The organism is Bradyrhizobium sp. dw_78 (genome assembly GCF_018449525.1).
Taxonomy (GTDB): domain Bacteria; phylum Pseudomonadota; class Alphaproteobacteria; order Rhizobiales; family Xanthobacteraceae; genus Bradyrhizobium.
The window spans coordinates 93,114-111,263 of sequence record NZ_JAAVUS010000007.1 but is presented as its reverse complement, the minus strand read 5'-3'; the positions used below and the strand labels follow the sequence as shown (position 1 = coordinate 111,263).

Below are 18,150 nucleotides of genomic sequence, written 5' to 3'. Positions count from 1 at the left end.
ACTTTCAGACATAACGAACGAGGAAGCTCATGGTTAGTCAAAATGAGTTCGACTATACGCTGCGATGGTGGCCCGATCAGAAGCCGGAGTTTCTGTCGTTAACCCCCGCCGGTCCAAAGGTCCGCTATTTACAGGCCGGCCAGGGTCCGGCGCTGGTCCTGCTGCATTCGATCCGTACTCAGCTCGACTTGTTTCAACGGGTGATCCCGAAGCTCACCGATCGCTTTACCGTATACGCGTTCGACTATCCGGGATTTGGCTGGTCGGAAATCGTTCCGGGCGCTGACTATCGAGAACCGGTGATGCGAGAGCACGTCGTTAACTTCATCGAACGGCTCGACTTGCGCGACGTTACTCTGATCGGCGAGTCATTGGGCGCCACACTGGCATTGACGACGGCAGCGGTGCTTGGGGATCGCGTGAAACAGGTCGTCGCCTTCAATCCTTATGACTATTTTCCAGGTGTGGAGCGGGCGAATTTACTTGCGTCGTTTATTATCAAACACGTTCGCGCACCCCTCATCGGGCCGATTTTCGCCGCCATGGAAAGCCGGGCCACTCTCGCCGGTATCTTGAAAGGCGGTTTCCACGACCCGCGCCGCTTGCCGCCGGACTTTATCGACGAATTGGTGAAAGGTGGGAAACGGCCGGGCTATTCGAACGTTGCGCGTGCCGTTTATAAAGGCCTTGCGAGCTATGTCGCGGCGAGATCGTATTATGCCCGGATCGACGTCCCGGTGACGCTTGTCTATGGCGACCATGATTGGTCACGCCCGGCCGAGCGCGAAGCAAATCGGGCTCGGATCAAGCATGCGAAGATGATCGTCCTCAAGGACACCAGACATATTGCTTCGCTGGAGAGGCCGGAAGAATTCGCCCGAATTCTTATTGAGACCCTATCAACGGCTCGCTCCGCCGCTTGAGGTGGAAGCGGCAATGCTCGCCTGGCGCGAAGCACCCTGTTGGTCAGCGGGCGTTTCGATTCACTGGTCGCGTTGAAGCGTCGCATCTCGAGCGCTTCCTGGCGTCGACCGAAGATGAACATTTGGGGTTGTCCCATTGTCGAGGAGGTAGATCATGAAGACGTTTCTTAGCATTGGCACTGGTCCAGGTATGGGCCTGGCGACAGCCGAGCGGTTTGCCGGCGAAGGATTCCGGGTCATCTTGAGCGCCCGGAACGAGACCAAGACAAAGGAGCTTGCGGGGCAGCTCGAGGCGAAGGGCCATAAGGTCGGCGTACGCATGGTCGATGCGGCGGAATCGTCGAGCATCGCAGCGCTCGTATCGCAGGTTGAAAGCGAGTTCGCCGGAATAGATGTTCTGCACTTCAATGCGGCCTCGCTGCGAAAGGCTACGTTGGTAGGTCAGCCGCGCGATACGTTCAACTATGATCTCGCCGTTAATATCGGTGGCGCCATGGTCGCTGCGCAGGCTGCGGCGCCCCGCATGATCGCACGAGGCTCAGGCTCCATCCTGTTCACGGGCGGCGGCTTCGGCCTTCAGCCGCACCCGGATTTTCTCTCTCTGAGCATCGGTAAGGCAGGCATTCGCGCGCTGGCGCAAGGCATCTTCGAGCCGTTCCGGGAAAAAGGCGTTCACGTCGCGACCGTTACCGTCGCAGGCCTCGTCATGAACAGCAAAGACGCCCACGCCGTCGCCGAACAGTTCTGGCAACTGCATAGTCAGCCGGCCGGTTCATGGCGGGTGGAGACCGTATATACGCCCGTCGGCTGATATTGAAATTATGAAATAATTTCAATATCAGCCGAGCTCGCATCTCCGCGGCTCCCTCCCCTTCGAGTGTCATCGGGGCCGAACAGTAAAACGCTGCTGTGTCCTGTGGATGAGAGCCATCGAACGACGGCGATAGAGGGTAGAACGTCACGCCGGGAACCGATGGGGGCAAGTTTTTCGGCGAAGAAAAATGGCGGCGATTTTCGTTTCTGCAACCTAATAAGTTCATCGCATTTCCCCAGCAAATGCACCGAATACAATCGGTCGAGCTTCAATAAATACGATATATACATATGAATATATCGACATGTCACGATCTCAAATTTTGCGAAGCGATTTATTCTCGACCATCGCTATGTCGGATTAAATACAACGATGTCGGGACTCCGACAAAAATTGTAGCAAGGGCAGGTGATGCTCAACGGCCCGGCCGGAAGGCGCTAATCGAGTAAGAGGTGGGCGGCGACGGCCTGGCGGCGATCGGACTGCAATTTCATTTCGAGGCGCATCCTTCCAATCTCGCGACAAGAATGCAGCATCAAAGCCCGAGATCAAACACCTAGGGTCGAGGGCCGTTATCTTCGATTTTTGCCAAATCAATGAAAGCGCGCAGTGCCGAGGGCATGCGCCTTTGGCGCGGATAATAGAGCATGAATCCGGGAAAAGACGGACACCAGTCCTCCAGGCACCGGACCAGGCGTCCGGCCTCGATCTCGTCGATAACCAGCCCTTCGAAGATATAGCCGAGACCGATTCCATCCAGAACGCTGCCAAGCATGAGCCGCTGGTCGCTCAACGTCAGCTGCCCCTTGACGTCGATATCGGCCGACACGGAGTCCTTTTCGAACTCCCAGCAAAAAATCCGCCCGCTCGGGAAGCGGTAGCGAATGCACCGGTGTTGATGAAGATCGTTCGGATGTTTCGGAATTCCATAGCGGCTGAAATATTCCGGTGCTCCGATAACGGCAAAGCGTTGTGGGGGCCCCAGCCGTACCGCGACCATGTCCTCATGAATGCTTTCCTCCAGCCGCACGCCGGCATCGAATCCCGCCGCGACCACGTCGGTAAACCCATCATCATCGACGAGCTCGAGATGGATGTCCGGATAGGTCGAAAGGAAGCGCTTGATGAGCGGGGCGATCAGCAGGCTTGCAGCAGACCTCGAGCTGTTGATGCGCAGCGTTCCGGTCGGCGTCGTCCTGAAATTATTCATCTCTTCCACGGCGTCGCCGACGTCGCGCAGCGCCGGCTGCAGCCGCTCGAACAGCCTCCGGCCGGCCTCCGTCAGGGCGACGCTTCGCGTCGTGCGATGAAACAGGCTGACGCCGAGCCGCTCTTCCAGCCCGCGAATGGCGTAGCTGACCGCTGACGTCGACATTCCCGTTTCCGCGCCGGCGCGCTGGAAGCTCAGGGACCGCGCCACGGCGGCGAAGGCTGACAGATGAGACAGGCTGGGGTGCGACATGATTGTTGAATATCACTCAACAACACATCCCAGAAATCACGTTTGTTTCAACACCATACCGACCCCAATTATCTCATTAGCCTAAACAAATCTTCGTCGTCGCGCGCCGATCCGGCGGGTGAGACAGACAACAAACACCGAGAAATCAACATGCTGAAGGTTCGCGGATATGCGGCAAAGGATGCCGCTTCGGCTCTTGCACCATTCACCTTTGAGCGGCGCGAGCCGGGGCCGCGCGACGTCCAGATCGAAATCCTGTATTGCGGCATCTGCCATTCGGACCTGCATCAGGCCCGCAACGACTGGAGCAACTCGCTCTATCCGATGGTGCCGGGCCACGAGATCGTCGGCCGGGTGGTTCGGGTCGGTGCCGAGGTCACCAACCTCAGGGAAGGCGACTATGCGGGCGTCGGCTGCATGGTCGATTCATGCCGGGGTTGTTCCGCCTGTAACGGCAACCTTGAACAATATTGCCAGTTCAACGCGACCTGGACCTATAATGCAAAAGAGCGCGACAGCGAACAGCTGACGTTCGGCGGATACTCCGAGCAGATCGTCGTCGACGAGCATTTCGTCGTCAAAATTCCGAAGACGATGAACCTCAAGGCGGTCGCGCCGCTGCTCTGTGCCGGTATCACGACCTATTCGCCGCTGCGGCACTGGAAGGTCGGGCCAGGCCAGAAGGTAGGTATCATCGGGCTCGGTGGCTTGGGCCATATGGGCGTCAAATTCGCCAAGGCGATGGGCGCCCATGTGGTGATGATCACGACATCGCCGGGCAAGGGTAAGGACGCGACGCTTCTCGGCGCGGACGAAGTCCTGATTTCAACCGATCCGAAGGCAATGGCCGCGCATGCCGGAAGTTTCGATTTCCTCTTGAACACGATTCCGGTGGGTCACGACGTCAATCCCTACATGACCCTGCTCAAGCTCGACCGCACGATGGCGCTGGTCGGCGTTCTGACCGAATTGACGCCGCCGCCAACCGGGATCAGCATGATTTTCGGACGCAAGAGCATCGCCGGTTCCGCCATCGGCGGCATGGCCGAGACGCAGGAGATGATCGATTTTTGCGCCGAGCACGGCATCGTCAGCGAGATCGAGATGGTGGCGATCCAGTCGGTGAACGAGGCCTATGAGCGCCTGCTGAAGAATGACGTGAAGTATCGCTTCGTGATCGACATGGCCTCGCTCAAGCAAGCGGCGTAACCCGAAAAGAGACGATGGAGGACTGAAGATGTCTGATCTGGATGGAAAGGTTGTCGCGATCACCGGTGCCAGCAGCGGGATCGGTGAGGCTGCCGCGAAATTGCTGGCGGCGTCCGGCGCCAAGGTGGTGCTGGGTGCCCGGCGGGCCGATCGGCTTGAGGCCGTTGCCGCCGACATCAGGAAAGCAAAAGGCGAGGTTGAAGTTCAGGCGATCGACGTGACTCGCCGCGAAGACCTGGAGCGGCTGGTCAGTCTTGCCCAGGAGCGCTTCGGCCGTCTTGATGTGCTGATCAGCAATGCCGGCCTGATGCCGCTGTCTCCGCTCGACGACCTCAAGGTCGAGGAGTGGGACCGCATGATCGATGTGAATATCAAGGGCGTGCTTTATGGGATCGCCGCCGCGCTGCCTGTGTTCCGCAAGCAGCAGAGCGGCCATTTCATCAACGTCTCTTCGGTGGCCGGTCACCGGGTCGGTCCGAACACAGCGGTTTATTCAGCGACCAAATTCGCGGTCCGGGCGCTGTCCGAAGGCCTTCGGCAGGAGGCGGGCGACAAGATCCGCGTAACGATCATCTCGCCCGGCGCCGTCGAATCCGAGCTTGCCGAGACGATTTCTGATCCGGCGCTCAAGAAGCGGATGGACGATTATCGTAAAATTGCGATCCCGGCCGAAGCGATCGCGCGGGCGATGGCCTTTGCGATCGGCCAGCCGGCTAATGTTGACATCAACGAGATCCTGGTGAGGCCCACGTCGCAGCCGACCTGACGCCGGCGTTCATGCAGGGGAGACATTCCGGATTGCAGGAGTTCTCGCTCATGAAAGTCATCAAGATAGCGTTAAGTTAAGACTGCTTAGGTTTTTTATCGGGCGGTTCGCGCATTTTCGTCGGAGGCAGGCCATGACAACGATCGATGCAGCAGCTTCGGGGAGCTTCAAGATCGGCGGCGATATCGCCGTTCACCGGCTCGGCTTCGGTGCCATGCGTATTACCGGTGATGGCATCTGGCAACAGCCGCGCGATCGCGAAGAGGCAATCCGAACCCTGAAGAGGTTGCCGGAATTGGGAGTGAATTTCGTCGATACCGCCGCGTCCTATGGTCCGGATGTATCCGAAAACCTGATCCGGGAAGCGCTGCATCCCTATCGCGGTATGCTGATTGCGACGAAAGGCGGTCTGGAGCGCCCGGGCCCGGATATATGGGTACCGAATGGGCGGCCGGCATCCCTTCGGTCGGACCTGGAAAAAAGCCTGAAACAGCTCGCGGTGGAGCAGATCGATCTGTGGCAGCTTCATCGCATCGATCCGAAAGTTCCGGCCGAAGAACAGTTCGGCGTCATCGCTTCCTTCATGAAGGAAGGCTTGGTGCGCCACGCCGGCCTGAGTGAGGTGTCGGTCGCCGAGATCGAAGCTGCTTCGAAATTCTTCAAAGTCTCCACCGTGCAAAATCGCTACAATCTTGCCGATCGCGGCAGCGAAGATGTGCTCGATTATTGTGAACGCAAGGGGATCGGATTCATCCCCTGGTTTCCGCTCGCTGCCGGCGACCTCGCAAAGCCCGGCTCGCTGCTCGACCATATCGCCAGTGGAAGAAAAGCAACCCCGGGTCAGATCGCGCTGGCATGGGTGCTGCAGAGAAGCCCTGTGATGTTGCCGATTCCGGGTACCTCCAAGGTGAAGCATCTCGAAGAAAACGTCGCGGCAGCCGGAATTCACCTGACGGAAGCCGAGTTTTCCGAATTGGACAAGGCGGCCAAAAACCGCAACTGACGTCATCGCATGATTCAACGGAATTGAATCATGCCCGTCTTCCATCCTCTTTGTTTGGGCATGATCTTCCTGCGCAAACGCGTTCCGCGTTTGTCGCGAGGGAAAATCGGTGCCCATTTTTCCGGATCATGCTCTATGCCGTCTTATGTGAGACGTTCTTCACGACGGTATAGCATTGCAATCCCTCGGTACCGCCTTCGCGGCCATAGCCGCTGTCCTTCACGCCGCCGAATGGCGTTTCCGCGGCCGATGCGACGAAGTGGTTGATGGAGAGGTTTCCGGCTTCGACGCCATCGGCCAGCATGTCGGCGTTGCGAGCGGAGCGCGTGAACGCATAGGCGGCCAGGCCATAGGGAAGGGAGTTGGCCTTCTCGATGGCTTCGTCGACGGTCTTGACCGGATTGACCAGCGCCAAAGGCCCGAACGGCTCTTCGTACATGGCCCGCGCGTCATCCGGCACATCGGCGAGAACCGTCAACGGAAAGAAATAGCCGCGATTGCCGATCCGGTGGCCGCCGGACAGGACGCGTGCGCCCTTTGATTTGGCATCGGCGACCATCGTTTCCATCGCGTCGATCCGCCTGGAATTGGCCAGCGGTCCCATCTGATTGGACGGGTCCAGGCCATCCCCGATCCTGAGCTGGCTGGCTCTTTCCGCGAACGAATTGACGAATGGTTCGTAGATCGATTCCTGCACGAAGAAGCGTGTTGGCGCGACGCAAACCTGTCCGGCATTGCGCGACTTGCCGGTGACGGAGGTGGCGGCCGTCGTGGCCGGATCGACATCGTCGCAGACGATCACCGGCGCATGGCCGCCAAGCTCCATGATCGCGGGCTTCATGTGACGTCCGGCCATCTCGGCCAGATGCTTTCCGACCGGAATCGATCCGGTAAAGGTGATGAGCCGAATACGCGACTGCGGAATGAGGTATTCGGAAATTTCGGCCGGATTGCCAAACACCAGGTTCAACACCCCCGCGGGCAGGCCCGCGTCGTGGAAGGCGCGAACCAGCTGCACGGCGCCCGCCGGCGTTTCTTCCGAAGCCTTAAGAATGATCGAGCAGCCGGAGGAAAGCGCGCCCGCGACTTTTCTCGCGGGCGAACTCATTGGAAAGTTCCACGGTGAAAACGCCGCGACCGGACCGATCGGCTGCCGCAATACGGTGTGGCGCATGCCGGGCTCGCTCGGGATCACCCGTCCGTAGAGCCGGAGCCCCTCGGTGGCGTCCCATTCGATGATGTCGCAGCCCCGGAGGATTTCGAGCTTTGCCTGCTCGATCGGTTTTCCCTGCTCGAGGGTCATCGCGACCGCCATCTCGTCGACGCGCTCGCGAATAAGCGAAGCCGCCTTCAGGATGATCTGGGCGCGCTTTGCCGGCGCAGTCTTGCGCCAGAGCGCAAATCCTTTTTCGGCCGCGGCAAGCGCGTCATCGAGATCCGCCCGCGTCGCAGCCGAGACCGTGCCCAGCACGCTCTCGTCGGCCGGATTGATCACGGGCTGACCGTCCGCGCGCTTCCAGCGGCCGTCGATATAAAGATCGATCTGAGGGTAGCTTGCCATGTGATCTCCCTGGATGTTGTCGGTTATTGACGAGGCGGATAAACTCGAATCCGCAAGGGGTAGCGAGGATAGTGCGGGAATAAATCGATGAATACGCCGTTATATCTGTAACGATATAAAGGTGTGCTGCGTAACTACAGTCAAAGCATGGCAGATCTTCATGACGCGCTGTTTTCGGTGCTGCGTGCCTGCCGGCCGCGCCTTCTGATGGAATGATTCCTCATGGTCCTGTTTGTCCTGGCCTATTTCGGCGGCGTGTTGACGATCGTAAGCCCGTGTATCCTGCCGGTCATTCCTTTCGTGCTGGCGCGCGCCGACCGGCCATTCCTCCGTAATGGCCTGCCAATGCTTATCGGGATGGCCCTGGCCTTCGCCATTGTCGCGAGCCTTGCATCCGTCGCGGGCGGCTGGGTCGTCTCAGCCAACCAGTATGGGCGGACGGCGGCATTGGTTCTGCTCGCCGTTTTCGGGCTCACTCTGGTCTTCCCCGAACTGGCGGATCGGCTGATGCGTCCGCTGGTGGCGGTCGGGGCGCGGATATCCAGTTCCGCGGAACAGGCCGGGGAGGAAACCTTGCTTGCGCCGCTGGTGCTCGGCGTTGCCACCGGCTTTCTCTGGGCGCCGTGCGCCGGTCCCGTTCTCGGCCTGATTCTGACCGGAGCGGCGCTGCAAGGCGCGAGCGTCGGGACCACGCTGTTGCTGCTGACCTACGCCGCGGGGGCGGCGACCTCGCTGGCGCTTGCGCTTCTGGTCGGGGGGCGGGTTTTTGTGGCGATGAAAAAATCCATCGGCGCCGGCGAATGGATACGCCGGGGACTTGGAGTGGCGGTGCTTGCGGCCGTCGTGGCAATCGCACTCGGCGCTGACACCGGCTTTCTCACCAACCTGTCGGTCGGCGGCACGACGGCTCTGGAGCAGGGCCTTCTGGACAAGCTTCGTCCGAACCAGAAGGCGGCGATGTCGGGGCCGTCGATGATGCAGGCCAAGCCGACTGCGCAATTATCCGAGGATTTGCCGGTCGAGGACCTGATGCCTTCGCTTGCCGGGGCCCAACAATGGCTGAATTCCGATCCGCTCACCATCGAGGGGTTGAAAGGCAAGGTCGTCCTCATCGACTTCTGGACCTATTCCTGCATCAACTGCCTGCGCGCCATTCCCTATGTCCGGGCATGGGCCGAGAAATACCGCGACCATGGACTGGTTGTGATCGGCGTTCATGCGCCGGAATTCGCCTTCGAGCGCGACGTCGAAAATGTGAAGAAGGCGATCGCGACGCTCGGGATTCGCTATCCTGTCGCCATCGACAATGATTACAAGATCTGGCGGTCGTTCGAGAACGAATACTGGCCGGCGCATTATTTCATCGATGCCAGTGGCAAGGTCCGCCATCACCATTTCGGCGAAGGCGAATACGCCGAGTCGGAACGTGTCATCCAGAAGCTGCTGGTCGATGCCGGCAACAAGAACGTTCCTGACGACATCGTCACCGTGAATGCGTCGGGTGCTGAGGCGGCTTCCGACAAGACCGATGTCAATTCGCCCGAGACCTATATCGGTTCTGACCGGAGCGAACGGTTCGTTTCACCTGATGGTGTGGTGCAGGGTGCCAGCCATGTCTATGCCGCGGGCGAGCCGCAGCTCAACGAATGGTCGCTGGTCGGGCAATGGACGATCGGAAACGAACGTGCGCAACTGGACGAAAAGGACGGCGGCATCGTCTATCGGTTCCACGCCCGCGATCTGCACCTCGTCCTCGGTCCCTCGACAGAAGGGGAAAAGATCCGGTTTCGGATCACGATCGACGGCAAGCCGCCCGGCGAGGCGCACGGAATGGACACCGATGCCGAGGGCAATGGAGTGGTCACCACGCAGCGGCTGTACCAACTGGTCCGCGCCCCGGGAGCCGTCGCCGATCACACGTTCGAGATCCGCTTCCTCGATCCCGGCGTGCAGGCTTACGCTTTCACCTTCGGATGACGATGTCGTTCGACGGGCTGATCTGGCTCAACCAGGTACTGAAGACGCGGTCTGCGCGAATGGCAAAATCATTGCTGTGCCGACGCGCGGACGCTCTCAACCCGGCAATGGAGACCTTTGCGGCCGCCAGCTCAACGGTATGGCCGATATACCACTCTTCGAGCTGCCGCGGATCGGCCTCGAGATGAAACTGAAGTGCCAGCGCGGTGTTGCCGTAGGCGAACGCCTGGTTCTCGTAATTTTCGTTCGAGGCCAGCCTCGTGGCGCCCGAAGGAAGATCGAAACTATCGCCGTGCCAGTGCAGAACGACAGCATCGTCACTTTGGAGGCTGCCCAGGCAAGACGACATGCCCTCTTCAGTCAGTTGAACCCTACCCCAGCCGATCTCCTTGACCGGGCCTTTGAAGACTCGGCCGCCGAGTGCCTTGGCCATCAACTGGCTGCCCAGGCAAATGCCCAGCGTGGGAAGGTTTCTAGACAATCTGTATTCGATCAGCGCGAGCTCGGACGTCAGGAACGGATAGTCGTCCGTTTCGTAGACGCCGATCGGGCCGCCCAAAACGATGATCAGATCAGCGCTTCGGATCGAATGATGTGTGAGATCATCGACGGCGGCTTCGCAGAACGAGACATCCCATCCTTCGCGCTCCATGACGGGTGCCAGGAGACCTAAATCCTCAAATGCCACATGTCTCAGCGCGACGGCGGATCGTCGAGATCGGATCACTGGAGGAAGCCTTGCCAGGGAGAGGACATTACCAACTAGTTTGCGAGTATCTGAGCCGGCGCTGAGCGGGCGGATGCCAGGGCTTCGCCAAGCTGGTGTTGCAGCTGGGGCTGCATCGAGAAGCACACGCTGAATCCGTCAATTGTGCGCAACGTCACCATTCTGGTTTGGGGATCGGATGATTGCTCGACGGTCCAGGATGCGAGCGCGTAGGCGTATCTCAGCGAATGATCTCCGTAGCGCGAACGGATGGCCTTGGTAATCAGGTTGGGCAACGTCATGGCCAGCGCGCCGACCTGATTGAGGGACAGCCTGATCTGAGCCGGAGCGCCATTGGCATCGGTAAAGCCGAGGACCACGGTGTTGCCGTCCGGCGCGACTTCGCAGGTTGTCAGCGATTGAGGTTTGATTTCCATCTGGGTACGGCTCAATTTCGTTATATTCACTAAAATATAGCGTGGCTGACCAAGCGCCGTCTAGCCGGTAGTTGGGGGGCCGTGCTCCGATGCGGTCGCGAGGACCGATCTCACAAGGACCGGCCTCATAGGCCAAAGGCATCAAGCCGGTTCAGAAATTCCTTAACGGTGTGAACGGCGCCGGTGTCGGTCGCCTCGTATCCGGGCAGTGCGGCGATAGCCGTGTGAAATTCTTTTCCTTTCATGATGTCGAGCACCCGCTGCATCGGCTCGGATTCCAGAAACGCCTGCCGGCATACGAATAAATAATCCTCGGTGAGGAGACGAACGAAATCGAGGCCGAATTGCCGGGCGGCCGCTTCGACGCCGAAGCTCACGTCCGCCATCCCGCTGGCGACGTAGGCTGCGACTGCCGCATGGGTAAATTCAATCTGTTGCGCGCCGTTGATCCGCGCCTGGTCAATTCCATGCAGCGCCAGCAGCTGATCGAATAGCAAACGGGTTCCCGAATCGTGATCGCGGTTGACGAAGCGCGCTTTGCGGTCGGCGATGTCCTCAAGCGAGGTGATCCCGAGCGGGTTGCCGCGCTTGACCATCAGCCCCATCTCGCGCGTGACGAAACTGATCACGCGATCCTGGCGCGGATCCAGCCATTCCTTGCAAGCCTGGATGCCTTGTGCGCGCAGTTCGCCGCGCGGCAAGTGAACGCCTGACAGATCGCATGCGCCCTGGGCGAGCGAGACCAGCGAGTGCTGGTTGCTGACATAGCGGAGGTCGACGCCGATGCCGGGTTCGCGGTCGAGCAGCTCCCGCAGCCTCGACACCGCAAAGCCATGGCTGGCATGAACGCGGATGACGGCCGGCCGTGGCTGCAGGAACGGCTTGATCTCGGTGGCGAGCTCCTGAGCGAGATTTTCAAGCAGGGGTCCAAGCCGCGCCTGCATCCGCTCGCCGGCCCAGACCAGTTTCTCGCCGAACGCGGTGAGCCTCGAGCCCTTGCCGCGCTGGGTCTCGACCAGCGGCGCCCCGAAAAATTCAGACCAGTGCTCGATCAGGTTCCAGACATGCCGATAAGAGAGGCGGACGTCGCGCGCCGCACTCGTGATCTTTCCGGTTTTACGGATTTCGTTGAGGACGCCGAGCATGACCACCACGCTCTGCGGGCTGCCTTCCTTGTGAAATCGCCAGACGGCTTCGATCTCGATATGCAGCATGTCAGGCCCTAGTTATGAAATTTAATTCATATATGAACCAAGCCATAAGCACACGATATCATATTTACGGGAGGAGATATCCTCCTAGGCTGAGCGATAGAAGACGGAGAAAATATGATGTCCATTGCACATGATTTTTCGCAGCAGACGCCCGCTGCCGCGTTTCTGGCGAGGCCGCAGCAGCTCCTGATCGATGGTCGTCATGTGCCGTCGGTTTCCGGCCGCACCTTCAACTCCCTCAATCCCGCCAATGAGCAGGTCATCGCCACGATTGCCGAAGCCAGTGAGGCCGACGTGGATATCGCCGTCGCTGCGGCGCGGCGCGCCTTCGAGGGGCCCTGGCGCACCATGCGTGCCGCCGAGCGGGGAAATATCCTGCTTAAATGGGCCGAGCTGTTGAAACAGCATGCCGATGAAATCGTCGAGATCGAAAGTTTGGACGCCGGCAAGCCCATCGCCGCGGTGTTGCGCCAGGATCTTCCGGCCGCGATCGATACGCTGATTTACTATGCCGGCTGGGCCGACAAGATCAGCGGCGAGGTGATCTCGACGCGCGACGATGCGCTCACCTACACGGTGCGAGAGCCGGTTGGCGTGGTGGCGGCGATCGTACCGTGGAACTTTCCGCTGATGATCGGGATGTGGAAGCTCGCGCCTGCTCTCGCGTGCGGTTGTACCGTCATCATGAAGCCTGCCGAGCAGACATCGCTGTCGGCCCTGCGGATCGGCGAACTGGCCTTGGAGGCCGGCTTGCCGCCGGGCGTGCTCAACATCATTCCGGGATTGGGGCGGGTCGCCGGTGAGGCGCTGGTCAATCATCCCGACGTCGACAAGGTGACGTTCACGGGATCGCCGGGCGTTGGCCGCGGCATCATGAAGGCGGCTGCGGGCAACTTCAAACGTGTCACGCTCGAGCTTGGCGGAAAATCCGCCAATGTCATCTTTGACGATGCCGATCTCGATGCCGCTTCCAAAGCCGCTGCGGCAGGTATTTTCTTCAACGCCGGGCAGGTATGTTCAGCCGGTTCGCGCGTGCTCGTTCAGGAAAAGGCTTATGACGAGGTGGTCGATCGGCTCATGGCCCGCGCCAAGTCGCTCCGAATCGGAGATCCACTGAACCGCGCGACCTCGCTCGGTCCGGTGATCTCCGAAAAGCAGATGGGGACGATCCTCGATTATGTCGCTACCGGGCAAAAGGAGGGAGCTTCTCTGGTGACCGGCGGCGAACGGGTCGGCCATCGCGGCTATTTCATCAGCCCCGCGGTGTTCGCCAACGTCAAGCACGAGATGCGGATTTCGCAGGAAGAGATCTTCGGCCCCGTTGTCAGTGTGGTCAGGTTCAAGGATGAGGCGGACGCCCTGCGGATCGCGAACGGCACCGTCTACAGCCTTGCGGCCGGCGTCTGGAGCCGCGACATCGGCCGGGTGCAGCGCTTCGCCAAGCGGGCGAAGGCGGGCATGGTCTGGATCAATACCTACGGTTATACCGATGTTCGGTTGCCGTGGGGCGGCGTGCGCGATTCCGGTCTCGGTCGCGAACATGGCACGGTGGCGATCGAGAATTTCACCGAACCGAAAGCCGTCTGGATGAACCTGAACGTCTGATAGCGTTCAGTTCGCTGCTCACGCGCTGCGGGCCGGAGGGCCCGCGGCTTCGAGTTTGGCGACCTCGGCATCGGTGAATACCCGGCTGCGAGTCAGAAATCTGACTCCCTCCGGAGCTTCGGCGGAAAAGCCTGATCCCCGGCCAGGTACAACGTCGATAATCAGTTGGGTGTGACGCCAATATTCGAATTGGGCAGCGCCGATATAGAATTCGCAGCCTGCAATGCTTCCCAGCAGCACGTCCTGTGGACCTACCCTGAAGTCTCCCAGCGGATAGCACATCGGTGCCGAGCCGTCGCAGCAACCGCCCGACTGGTGGAACATGAGCGCGCCATGCCGGGCTTTCAGGCGCTCGACAACCTCAACCGCCTTCTCCGTAATCTCGACCCTGTTTACCATCTCTCGTCACTCGCCACGGTGAGCCGCAGGCGCGGTCGGATCTCGCGCCTGCGCTTTTCGCTGATGCGTCTCAGAAGAAGCCAAGCGCTTTGGTCGAATAGCTGACCAGAATATTCTTGGTCTGCTGGTAGTGATCCAGCATCATCTTGTGCGTTTCCCGCCCGATGCCGGATTGCTTGTAGCCGCCGAAAGCAGCGTGAGCGGGATAGGCATGATAGCAATTGGTCCAGACCCGTCCCGCCTGGATGGCGCGGCCGAACTGGTAGGCCCGGTTGATGTTACGGGTCCAGACGCCGGCGCCAAGCCCGTACAGCGTGTCGTTGGCGATGGAGAGGGCATCTTCCTCGTCCTTGAATTTCGTGACCGAAACGACCGGCCCGAAAATCTCCTCCTGGAAGATGCGCATCTTGTTGTTGCCTTCGAAGATCGTGGGCTCAACATAATATCCTTCGGCAAGCTCACCATCCAGCCTGGCGCGCTGGCCGCCGGTCAGCACCTTGGCGCCTTCCTGCTTGCCGATGTCGAGATAGGACAGGATTTTCTCCAACTGATCGTTCGATGCCTGGGCGCCGATCATGGTCTCGGGATCAAGTGGGTGACCTTGTTTGATCTTCCTGGTGCGGGCGACGGCCTTCTCCATGAATTTGTCGTAGATCGTCTCCTGCACCAGCACGCGGCTCGGGCAGGTGCAGACTTCGCCCTGGTTCAGGGCAAACATGGCAAAGCCTTCGAGCGCCTTGTCGAGGAAGTCGTCGTCTTCCGCCGCCACGTCGGCAAAGAAGATGTTCGGCGACTTGCCACCGAGTTCGAGGGTGACGGGGATGATATTGTCGGAGGCATATTGCATGATCATGCGCCCCGTTGTCGTCTCGCCCGTGAAAGCGATCTTCGCAATGCGCTTGTTCTGCGCCAGCGGCTTGCCCGCCTCGATGCCGAAACCGTTGACGACGTTGATCACGCCGGGCGGCAGGATATCGGCGATCAGTTCCATGACGACGAGAATGCCGAGCGGGGTTTGCTCCGCCGGCTTCAGCACGACGCAGTTGCCGGCGGCCAGTGCCGGGGCGAGCTTCCAGGTCGCCATCAGGATCGGGAAATTCCACGGGATGATCTGACCGACGACGCCGAGCGGCTCATGGAAGTGATAGGCGACGGTGTCATGATCGATTTCGGAGATGCCGCCCTCCTGAGCGCGCACGACGCTGGCGAAATAGCGCCAGTGATCGACCACAAGCGGCATGTCGGCATGCGTGGTCTCCCGAATCGGCTTGCCGTTATCGAGGGTCTCGACCAGCGCAAGCAGGTCCAGATTGGCTTCGATCTTGTCGGCAATCTTGTTCAGGATGCGGGAACGCTCCTGAACAGGCGTGCGCCCCCAAGCGTCCTTTGCCTTGTGCGCTGCATCCAGCGCCAGCTCGATATCAGCCGAAGTGGAACGGGGAATCTGGCACAGCCGCTTGCCGGTGATCGGGCTTGGATTATCGAAGTATTTTCCCTCGACCGGCGCGACCCACTTGCCGCCGATGAAATTGTCGTAACGGTCGTGGATCAGAACCTGCTTTGAGACTTTGTCTAAAGCCTGTTGGTACATAGCATCTCCTCCTGATGTGACAGCGCCTTTTTGGCGTCTGTATCGGTGAAAGCGGTATATGGCGGGGTGCAAGCCCAGGCTTACTTTGGCAGTGCAACGGCCTTGAGCGTGAACGGGCCCGGGTCCCTGCCCTTGTTGTCGCCCACAATGTAGGAGAGCTTGCCTTCCGCAATCCAGGCAGTGCCGCCGATCTGCGTCACCGAAACCGGCTCGGCGAAGCCGTCCTTGATGGTTTCGATCGTCGCTTCGTCGCCTTTGACAGAGACCTTGTCGAGCTTGCCGTTGCCCTCGATCAACAGGAGGCCGTCGCGGAAGGTGCGCATTGCATCCGCATGATCCAGCGGGCGTGACGGGGTGAGTTCGGTGACCGCGCCGGCTTTGCCATCCTTGACGGCGATCCTGAACAGTTTCGCGGGGATGTAGGTTGTGACGTAGAGATTGCCGTCCGAGCCGATGGCGATGCCGTCGAGGCCGACACCCTCCTTGGCCGGCGTCAAGGCCGGGTCGGTTGCCCAGACTTCAAGCGCCTTGGTGCCTGGTTTCAGGCTGTAGACATTGGGCGTGAAGGAGTCGGTGATATAGGCTGTCCCGTCGCTGCCAACGGCAATGTCGTTGCAGAACGACTTCGGATCGGGAAGCGCAAAGCTCTCTTTCGGCGCCCCGGTCTTGAGATCGAATGTCTTGAGTCCCGCGCCCCTGGCATCGCCGGGGCCGGCGACACCCAGGCCGCTTAAATCATTGGAGCAGACATAGAGCGTGCCGCTACTTTCGTCGGCAAGCACGCCGAGCGTGGAACGGCTACCTGCCATGCCTGGCTTGATGAATTCCTCTGCCTGTCCGCCAGGCCGAACCTTCAACACGCCGCCGTTGTTGAAACTTCCGGCATAGATCGTTCCGTCGCCGGTCGATGTCAGGCTTTCGGGAAAGCTCCTGTCGGGGAGGGTAATCAGCACTTCCTGGGCAAGCGTGCCTCTTCCGGAAATGGCGCCAAGCAGGCATAACGCTCCGGCCGTGCAAAGCACCCGGTTCCCGAGCAAGCCTCCCATCCTGCACAACGTAACGCTGTGTTCTTGTTTCATGGTTGAAATCCTTGCGGGTCAACGAGGCTAACATCCTCGTGATCATGGTCAGGAATCAACGCTTACGGCGCAAAACGAAGGTGAAAGTCTTCCGTATTTCCTTCGGCTCGCTTTATTGGTATCGATATATACATACAAATATAACGATTCCAAGTAGAATAAAATGTCAACACTACTGCTGTACTTGAACCGGGAGCCGACGCGACACCCCGCTGAAACAGCGGGATGCCGGATTCGTCCCAACACCACGTTCTCCTCTGGACATGGTCAGTTCAAATTCAAATCCCCGGCCTGATTGGAATGGAAACGGTCTTTCTGGCTCCATGGCCGGCATCTGCCGACTCTGAAAGTCTGTCCGAGGAGGCTTATCGGGCATGAGAAAACTGCCGCCACTTAACGCAGTAAGAGCGTTCGAGGCGGCTGCGCGCCATGTCAGCTTCACCAAGGCTGCCGTGGAACTGCACGTCACGCATGGCGCCGTCAGCCGGCAGGTTGCCCTGCTGGAGGATTGGTTCGGTGTGAAGCTGTTTCGCCGCGCGCCGTCGCAGCTCACGCTCACCGCGGCCGGGCTCACTTACTATCGTGAGGTTACCGCCGTGCTCGATCGCCTCGCGCTGGCGTCCATGGACATGAAGCAGTACGGCTCGCCGTCGGTGCTTCGGATCAGCGCGCCGCCGACCTTCGCCATGCGCTGGCTGATTCGGCGCAGTTCTGAGTTTCAACGCATCCGCGCCGATGTCGAGCTACGGCTGACCACTTCCATCGGACCGCTCAACGTCCACGACACCAGTTTCGACGTTGCTATCCGTGGGAACGTCGCCGAGCCCGCGGGCTGGGCGTCGCAATACTTCATGACCGAGCGGATCGCGCCGGTATGTCACGTGGATCTGCTCGCGCGCGGACGCCTGAACTCGCCGGATGACCTGCACCACCACACGCTGATTACCTATCTCACCGAGCCCTATGATTGGAGTCAGTGGCTGGCGCAAGCTGGCGAGGTGATGACACCGCAACAGGAGACGCTGCGCTTCGAGCAGATGTTCTTTGCCCTGCAGGCGACCCAGGAGCGCATGGGAATCGGATTGTTTCCGCTGTTCCTGGTTATCGACGAACTGATGGCAGGGCAGTTGTGCCTGCCGTTCGGCGAACTCGGCCTGCGCAAGCGCGAATATCGCTCATTCTATCAGACCGAGAATGATAATCTTCCGGCGATCGCCGATTTCACCACATGGCTTGCCGATGCCGGACGTGAGACCGAACGATTCATGCGTGACTGGGCGCGATCGATGGGATGGGATTTCTAGTGCCTTATCGGCTCTGATTGCATCAGAACCGAAGCTCTAGATTCTTGTTTTGACGCGTTTTCTTCACGCGAACCGGAATCCACTTCGCTCGAAAACGCTA

16 protein-coding genes are annotated in these 18,150 nt (G+C 59.8%); 8 read left to right on the top strand and 8 right to left on the bottom strand.

Annotated features, from left to right (window positions below; all coding sequences use genetic code 11):
• Positions 1 to 29: 29 nt before the first annotated feature.
• Both HB630_RS18715 and HB630_RS18710 read left to right on the top strand, forming a co-directional pair.
• Positions 30 to 923 (top strand): alpha/beta hydrolase, encoded by an 894-nt coding sequence (locus HB630_RS18715; RefSeq protein ID WP_213773758.1) that lies wholly within the window; start codon positions 30 to 32, stop codon positions 921 to 923.
• Between the two features lie 154 nt (positions 924 to 1,077).
• Positions 1,078 to 1,734: an SDR family NAD(P)-dependent oxidoreductase gene (locus tag HB630_RS18710; protein WP_213773757.1), complete on the top strand. Its 657-nt coding sequence runs from the start codon at positions 1,078 to 1,080 to the stop codon at positions 1,732 to 1,734.
• Between the two features lie 559 nt (positions 1,735 to 2,293).
• Here HB630_RS18710 and HB630_RS18705 read toward each other — a convergent pair.
• Positions 2,294 to 3,199, bottom strand: coding sequence for a LysR family transcriptional regulator (locus HB630_RS18705; RefSeq protein WP_213773756.1), 906 nt, complete (start codon positions 3,197 to 3,199; stop codon positions 2,294 to 2,296).
• 150 nt (positions 3,200 to 3,349) lie between these two features.
• Between HB630_RS18705 and HB630_RS18700 the strand changes: the two genes are divergently transcribed.
• The 3 genes from HB630_RS18700 to HB630_RS18690 all read left to right on the top strand — a co-directional run bounded on the left by HB630_RS18700 (position 3,350) and on the right by HB630_RS18690 (position 6,177).
• Positions 3,350 to 4,408, top strand: coding sequence for an NAD(P)-dependent alcohol dehydrogenase (locus tag HB630_RS18700; RefSeq protein WP_213773755.1), 1,059 nt, complete (start codon positions 3,350 to 3,352; stop codon positions 4,406 to 4,408).
• A 28-nt stretch (positions 4,409 to 4,436) separates the two neighbouring features.
• Positions 4,437 to 5,174 carry an SDR family oxidoreductase gene (locus HB630_RS18695; protein WP_213773754.1) on the top strand — a complete coding sequence of 246 codons (738 nt, stop codon included), beginning with the start codon at positions 4,437 to 4,439 and terminating at the stop codon, positions 5,172 to 5,174.
• 133 nt (positions 5,175 to 5,307) lie between these two features.
• Entirely contained in the window at positions 5,308 to 6,177 is an 870-nt protein-coding gene (locus HB630_RS18690) for an aldo/keto reductase (RefSeq protein WP_213773753.1), read from the top strand.
• Between the two features lie 133 nt (positions 6,178 to 6,310).
• Here the strand turns inward: HB630_RS18690 and HB630_RS18685 are convergent, their stop codons facing one another.
• Positions 6,311 to 7,738 (bottom strand): NAD-dependent succinate-semialdehyde dehydrogenase, encoded by a 1,428-nt coding sequence (locus HB630_RS18685; protein ID WP_213773752.1) that lies wholly within the window; start codon positions 7,736 to 7,738, stop codon positions 6,311 to 6,313.
• Positions 7,739 to 7,960: 222 nt separating this feature from the next.
• Between HB630_RS18685 and HB630_RS18680 the strand changes: the two genes are divergently transcribed.
• The gene (locus HB630_RS18680; RefSeq protein WP_213773751.1) at positions 7,961 to 9,715 is read left to right on the top strand and encodes a cytochrome c biogenesis protein DipZ; all 1,755 of its coding nucleotides are present in this window, start codon (positions 7,961 to 7,963) and stop codon (positions 9,713 to 9,715) included.
• On the opposite strand, the gene HB630_RS18675 is transcribed toward HB630_RS18680, so the two are convergent.
• The 3 genes from HB630_RS18675 to HB630_RS18665 all read right to left on the bottom strand — a co-directional run bounded on the left by HB630_RS18675 (position 9,702) and on the right by HB630_RS18665 (position 12,072).
• The gene (locus HB630_RS18675; RefSeq protein ID WP_213773750.1) at positions 9,702 to 10,442 is read right to left on the bottom strand and encodes a glutamine amidotransferase; all 741 of its coding nucleotides are present in this window, start codon (positions 10,440 to 10,442) and stop codon (positions 9,702 to 9,704) included. The two genes, HB630_RS18680 and HB630_RS18675, sit on opposite strands and share 14 nt — an antisense overlap.
• Before the next feature lie 35 nt (positions 10,443 to 10,477).
• Positions 10,478 to 10,858 (bottom strand): hypothetical protein, encoded by a 381-nt coding sequence (locus HB630_RS18670; protein WP_213773749.1) that lies wholly within the window; start codon positions 10,856 to 10,858, stop codon positions 10,478 to 10,480.
• Between the two features lie 125 nt (positions 10,859 to 10,983).
• The gene (locus HB630_RS18665) at positions 10,984 to 12,072 is read right to left on the bottom strand and encodes a substrate-binding domain-containing protein (protein ID WP_213773748.1); all 1,089 of its coding nucleotides are present in this window, start codon (positions 12,070 to 12,072) and stop codon (positions 10,984 to 10,986) included.
• Between the two features lie 117 nt (positions 12,073 to 12,189).
• On the opposite strand from HB630_RS18665, the gene HB630_RS18660 reads away from it, so the two are divergent.
• Entirely contained in the window at positions 12,190 to 13,677 is a 1,488-nt protein-coding gene (locus HB630_RS18660; protein ID WP_213773747.1) for an aldehyde dehydrogenase family protein, read from the top strand.
• Between the two features lie 18 nt (positions 13,678 to 13,695).
• On the opposite strand, the gene HB630_RS18655 is transcribed toward HB630_RS18660, so the two are convergent.
• The 3 genes from HB630_RS18655 to HB630_RS18645 all read right to left on the bottom strand — a co-directional run bounded on the left by HB630_RS18655 (position 13,696) and on the right by HB630_RS18645 (position 16,746).
• Positions 13,696 to 14,076: a DUF779 domain-containing protein gene (locus HB630_RS18655; RefSeq protein WP_213773746.1), complete on the bottom strand. Its 381-nt coding sequence runs from the start codon at positions 14,074 to 14,076 to the stop codon at positions 13,696 to 13,698.
• 70 nt (positions 14,077 to 14,146) lie between these two features.
• The gene (adh, locus tag HB630_RS18650) at positions 14,147 to 15,667 is read right to left on the bottom strand and encodes an aldehyde dehydrogenase (RefSeq protein ID WP_213773745.1); all 1,521 of its coding nucleotides are present in this window, start codon (positions 15,665 to 15,667) and stop codon (positions 14,147 to 14,149) included.
• 80 nt (positions 15,668 to 15,747) lie between these two features.
• Positions 15,748 to 16,746 (bottom strand): hypothetical protein, encoded by a 999-nt coding sequence (locus tag HB630_RS18645; protein ID WP_213773744.1) that lies wholly within the window; start codon positions 16,744 to 16,746, stop codon positions 15,748 to 15,750.
• A 374-nt stretch (positions 16,747 to 17,120) separates the two neighbouring features.
• Between HB630_RS18645 and HB630_RS18640 the strand changes: the two genes are divergently transcribed.
• Positions 17,121 to 18,050 carry a LysR substrate-binding domain-containing protein gene (locus HB630_RS18640; protein ID WP_213773743.1) on the top strand — a complete coding sequence of 310 codons (930 nt, stop codon included), beginning with the start codon at positions 17,121 to 17,123 and terminating at the stop codon, positions 18,048 to 18,050.
• The last annotated feature ends 100 nt before the right edge of the window (positions 18,051 to 18,150 follow it).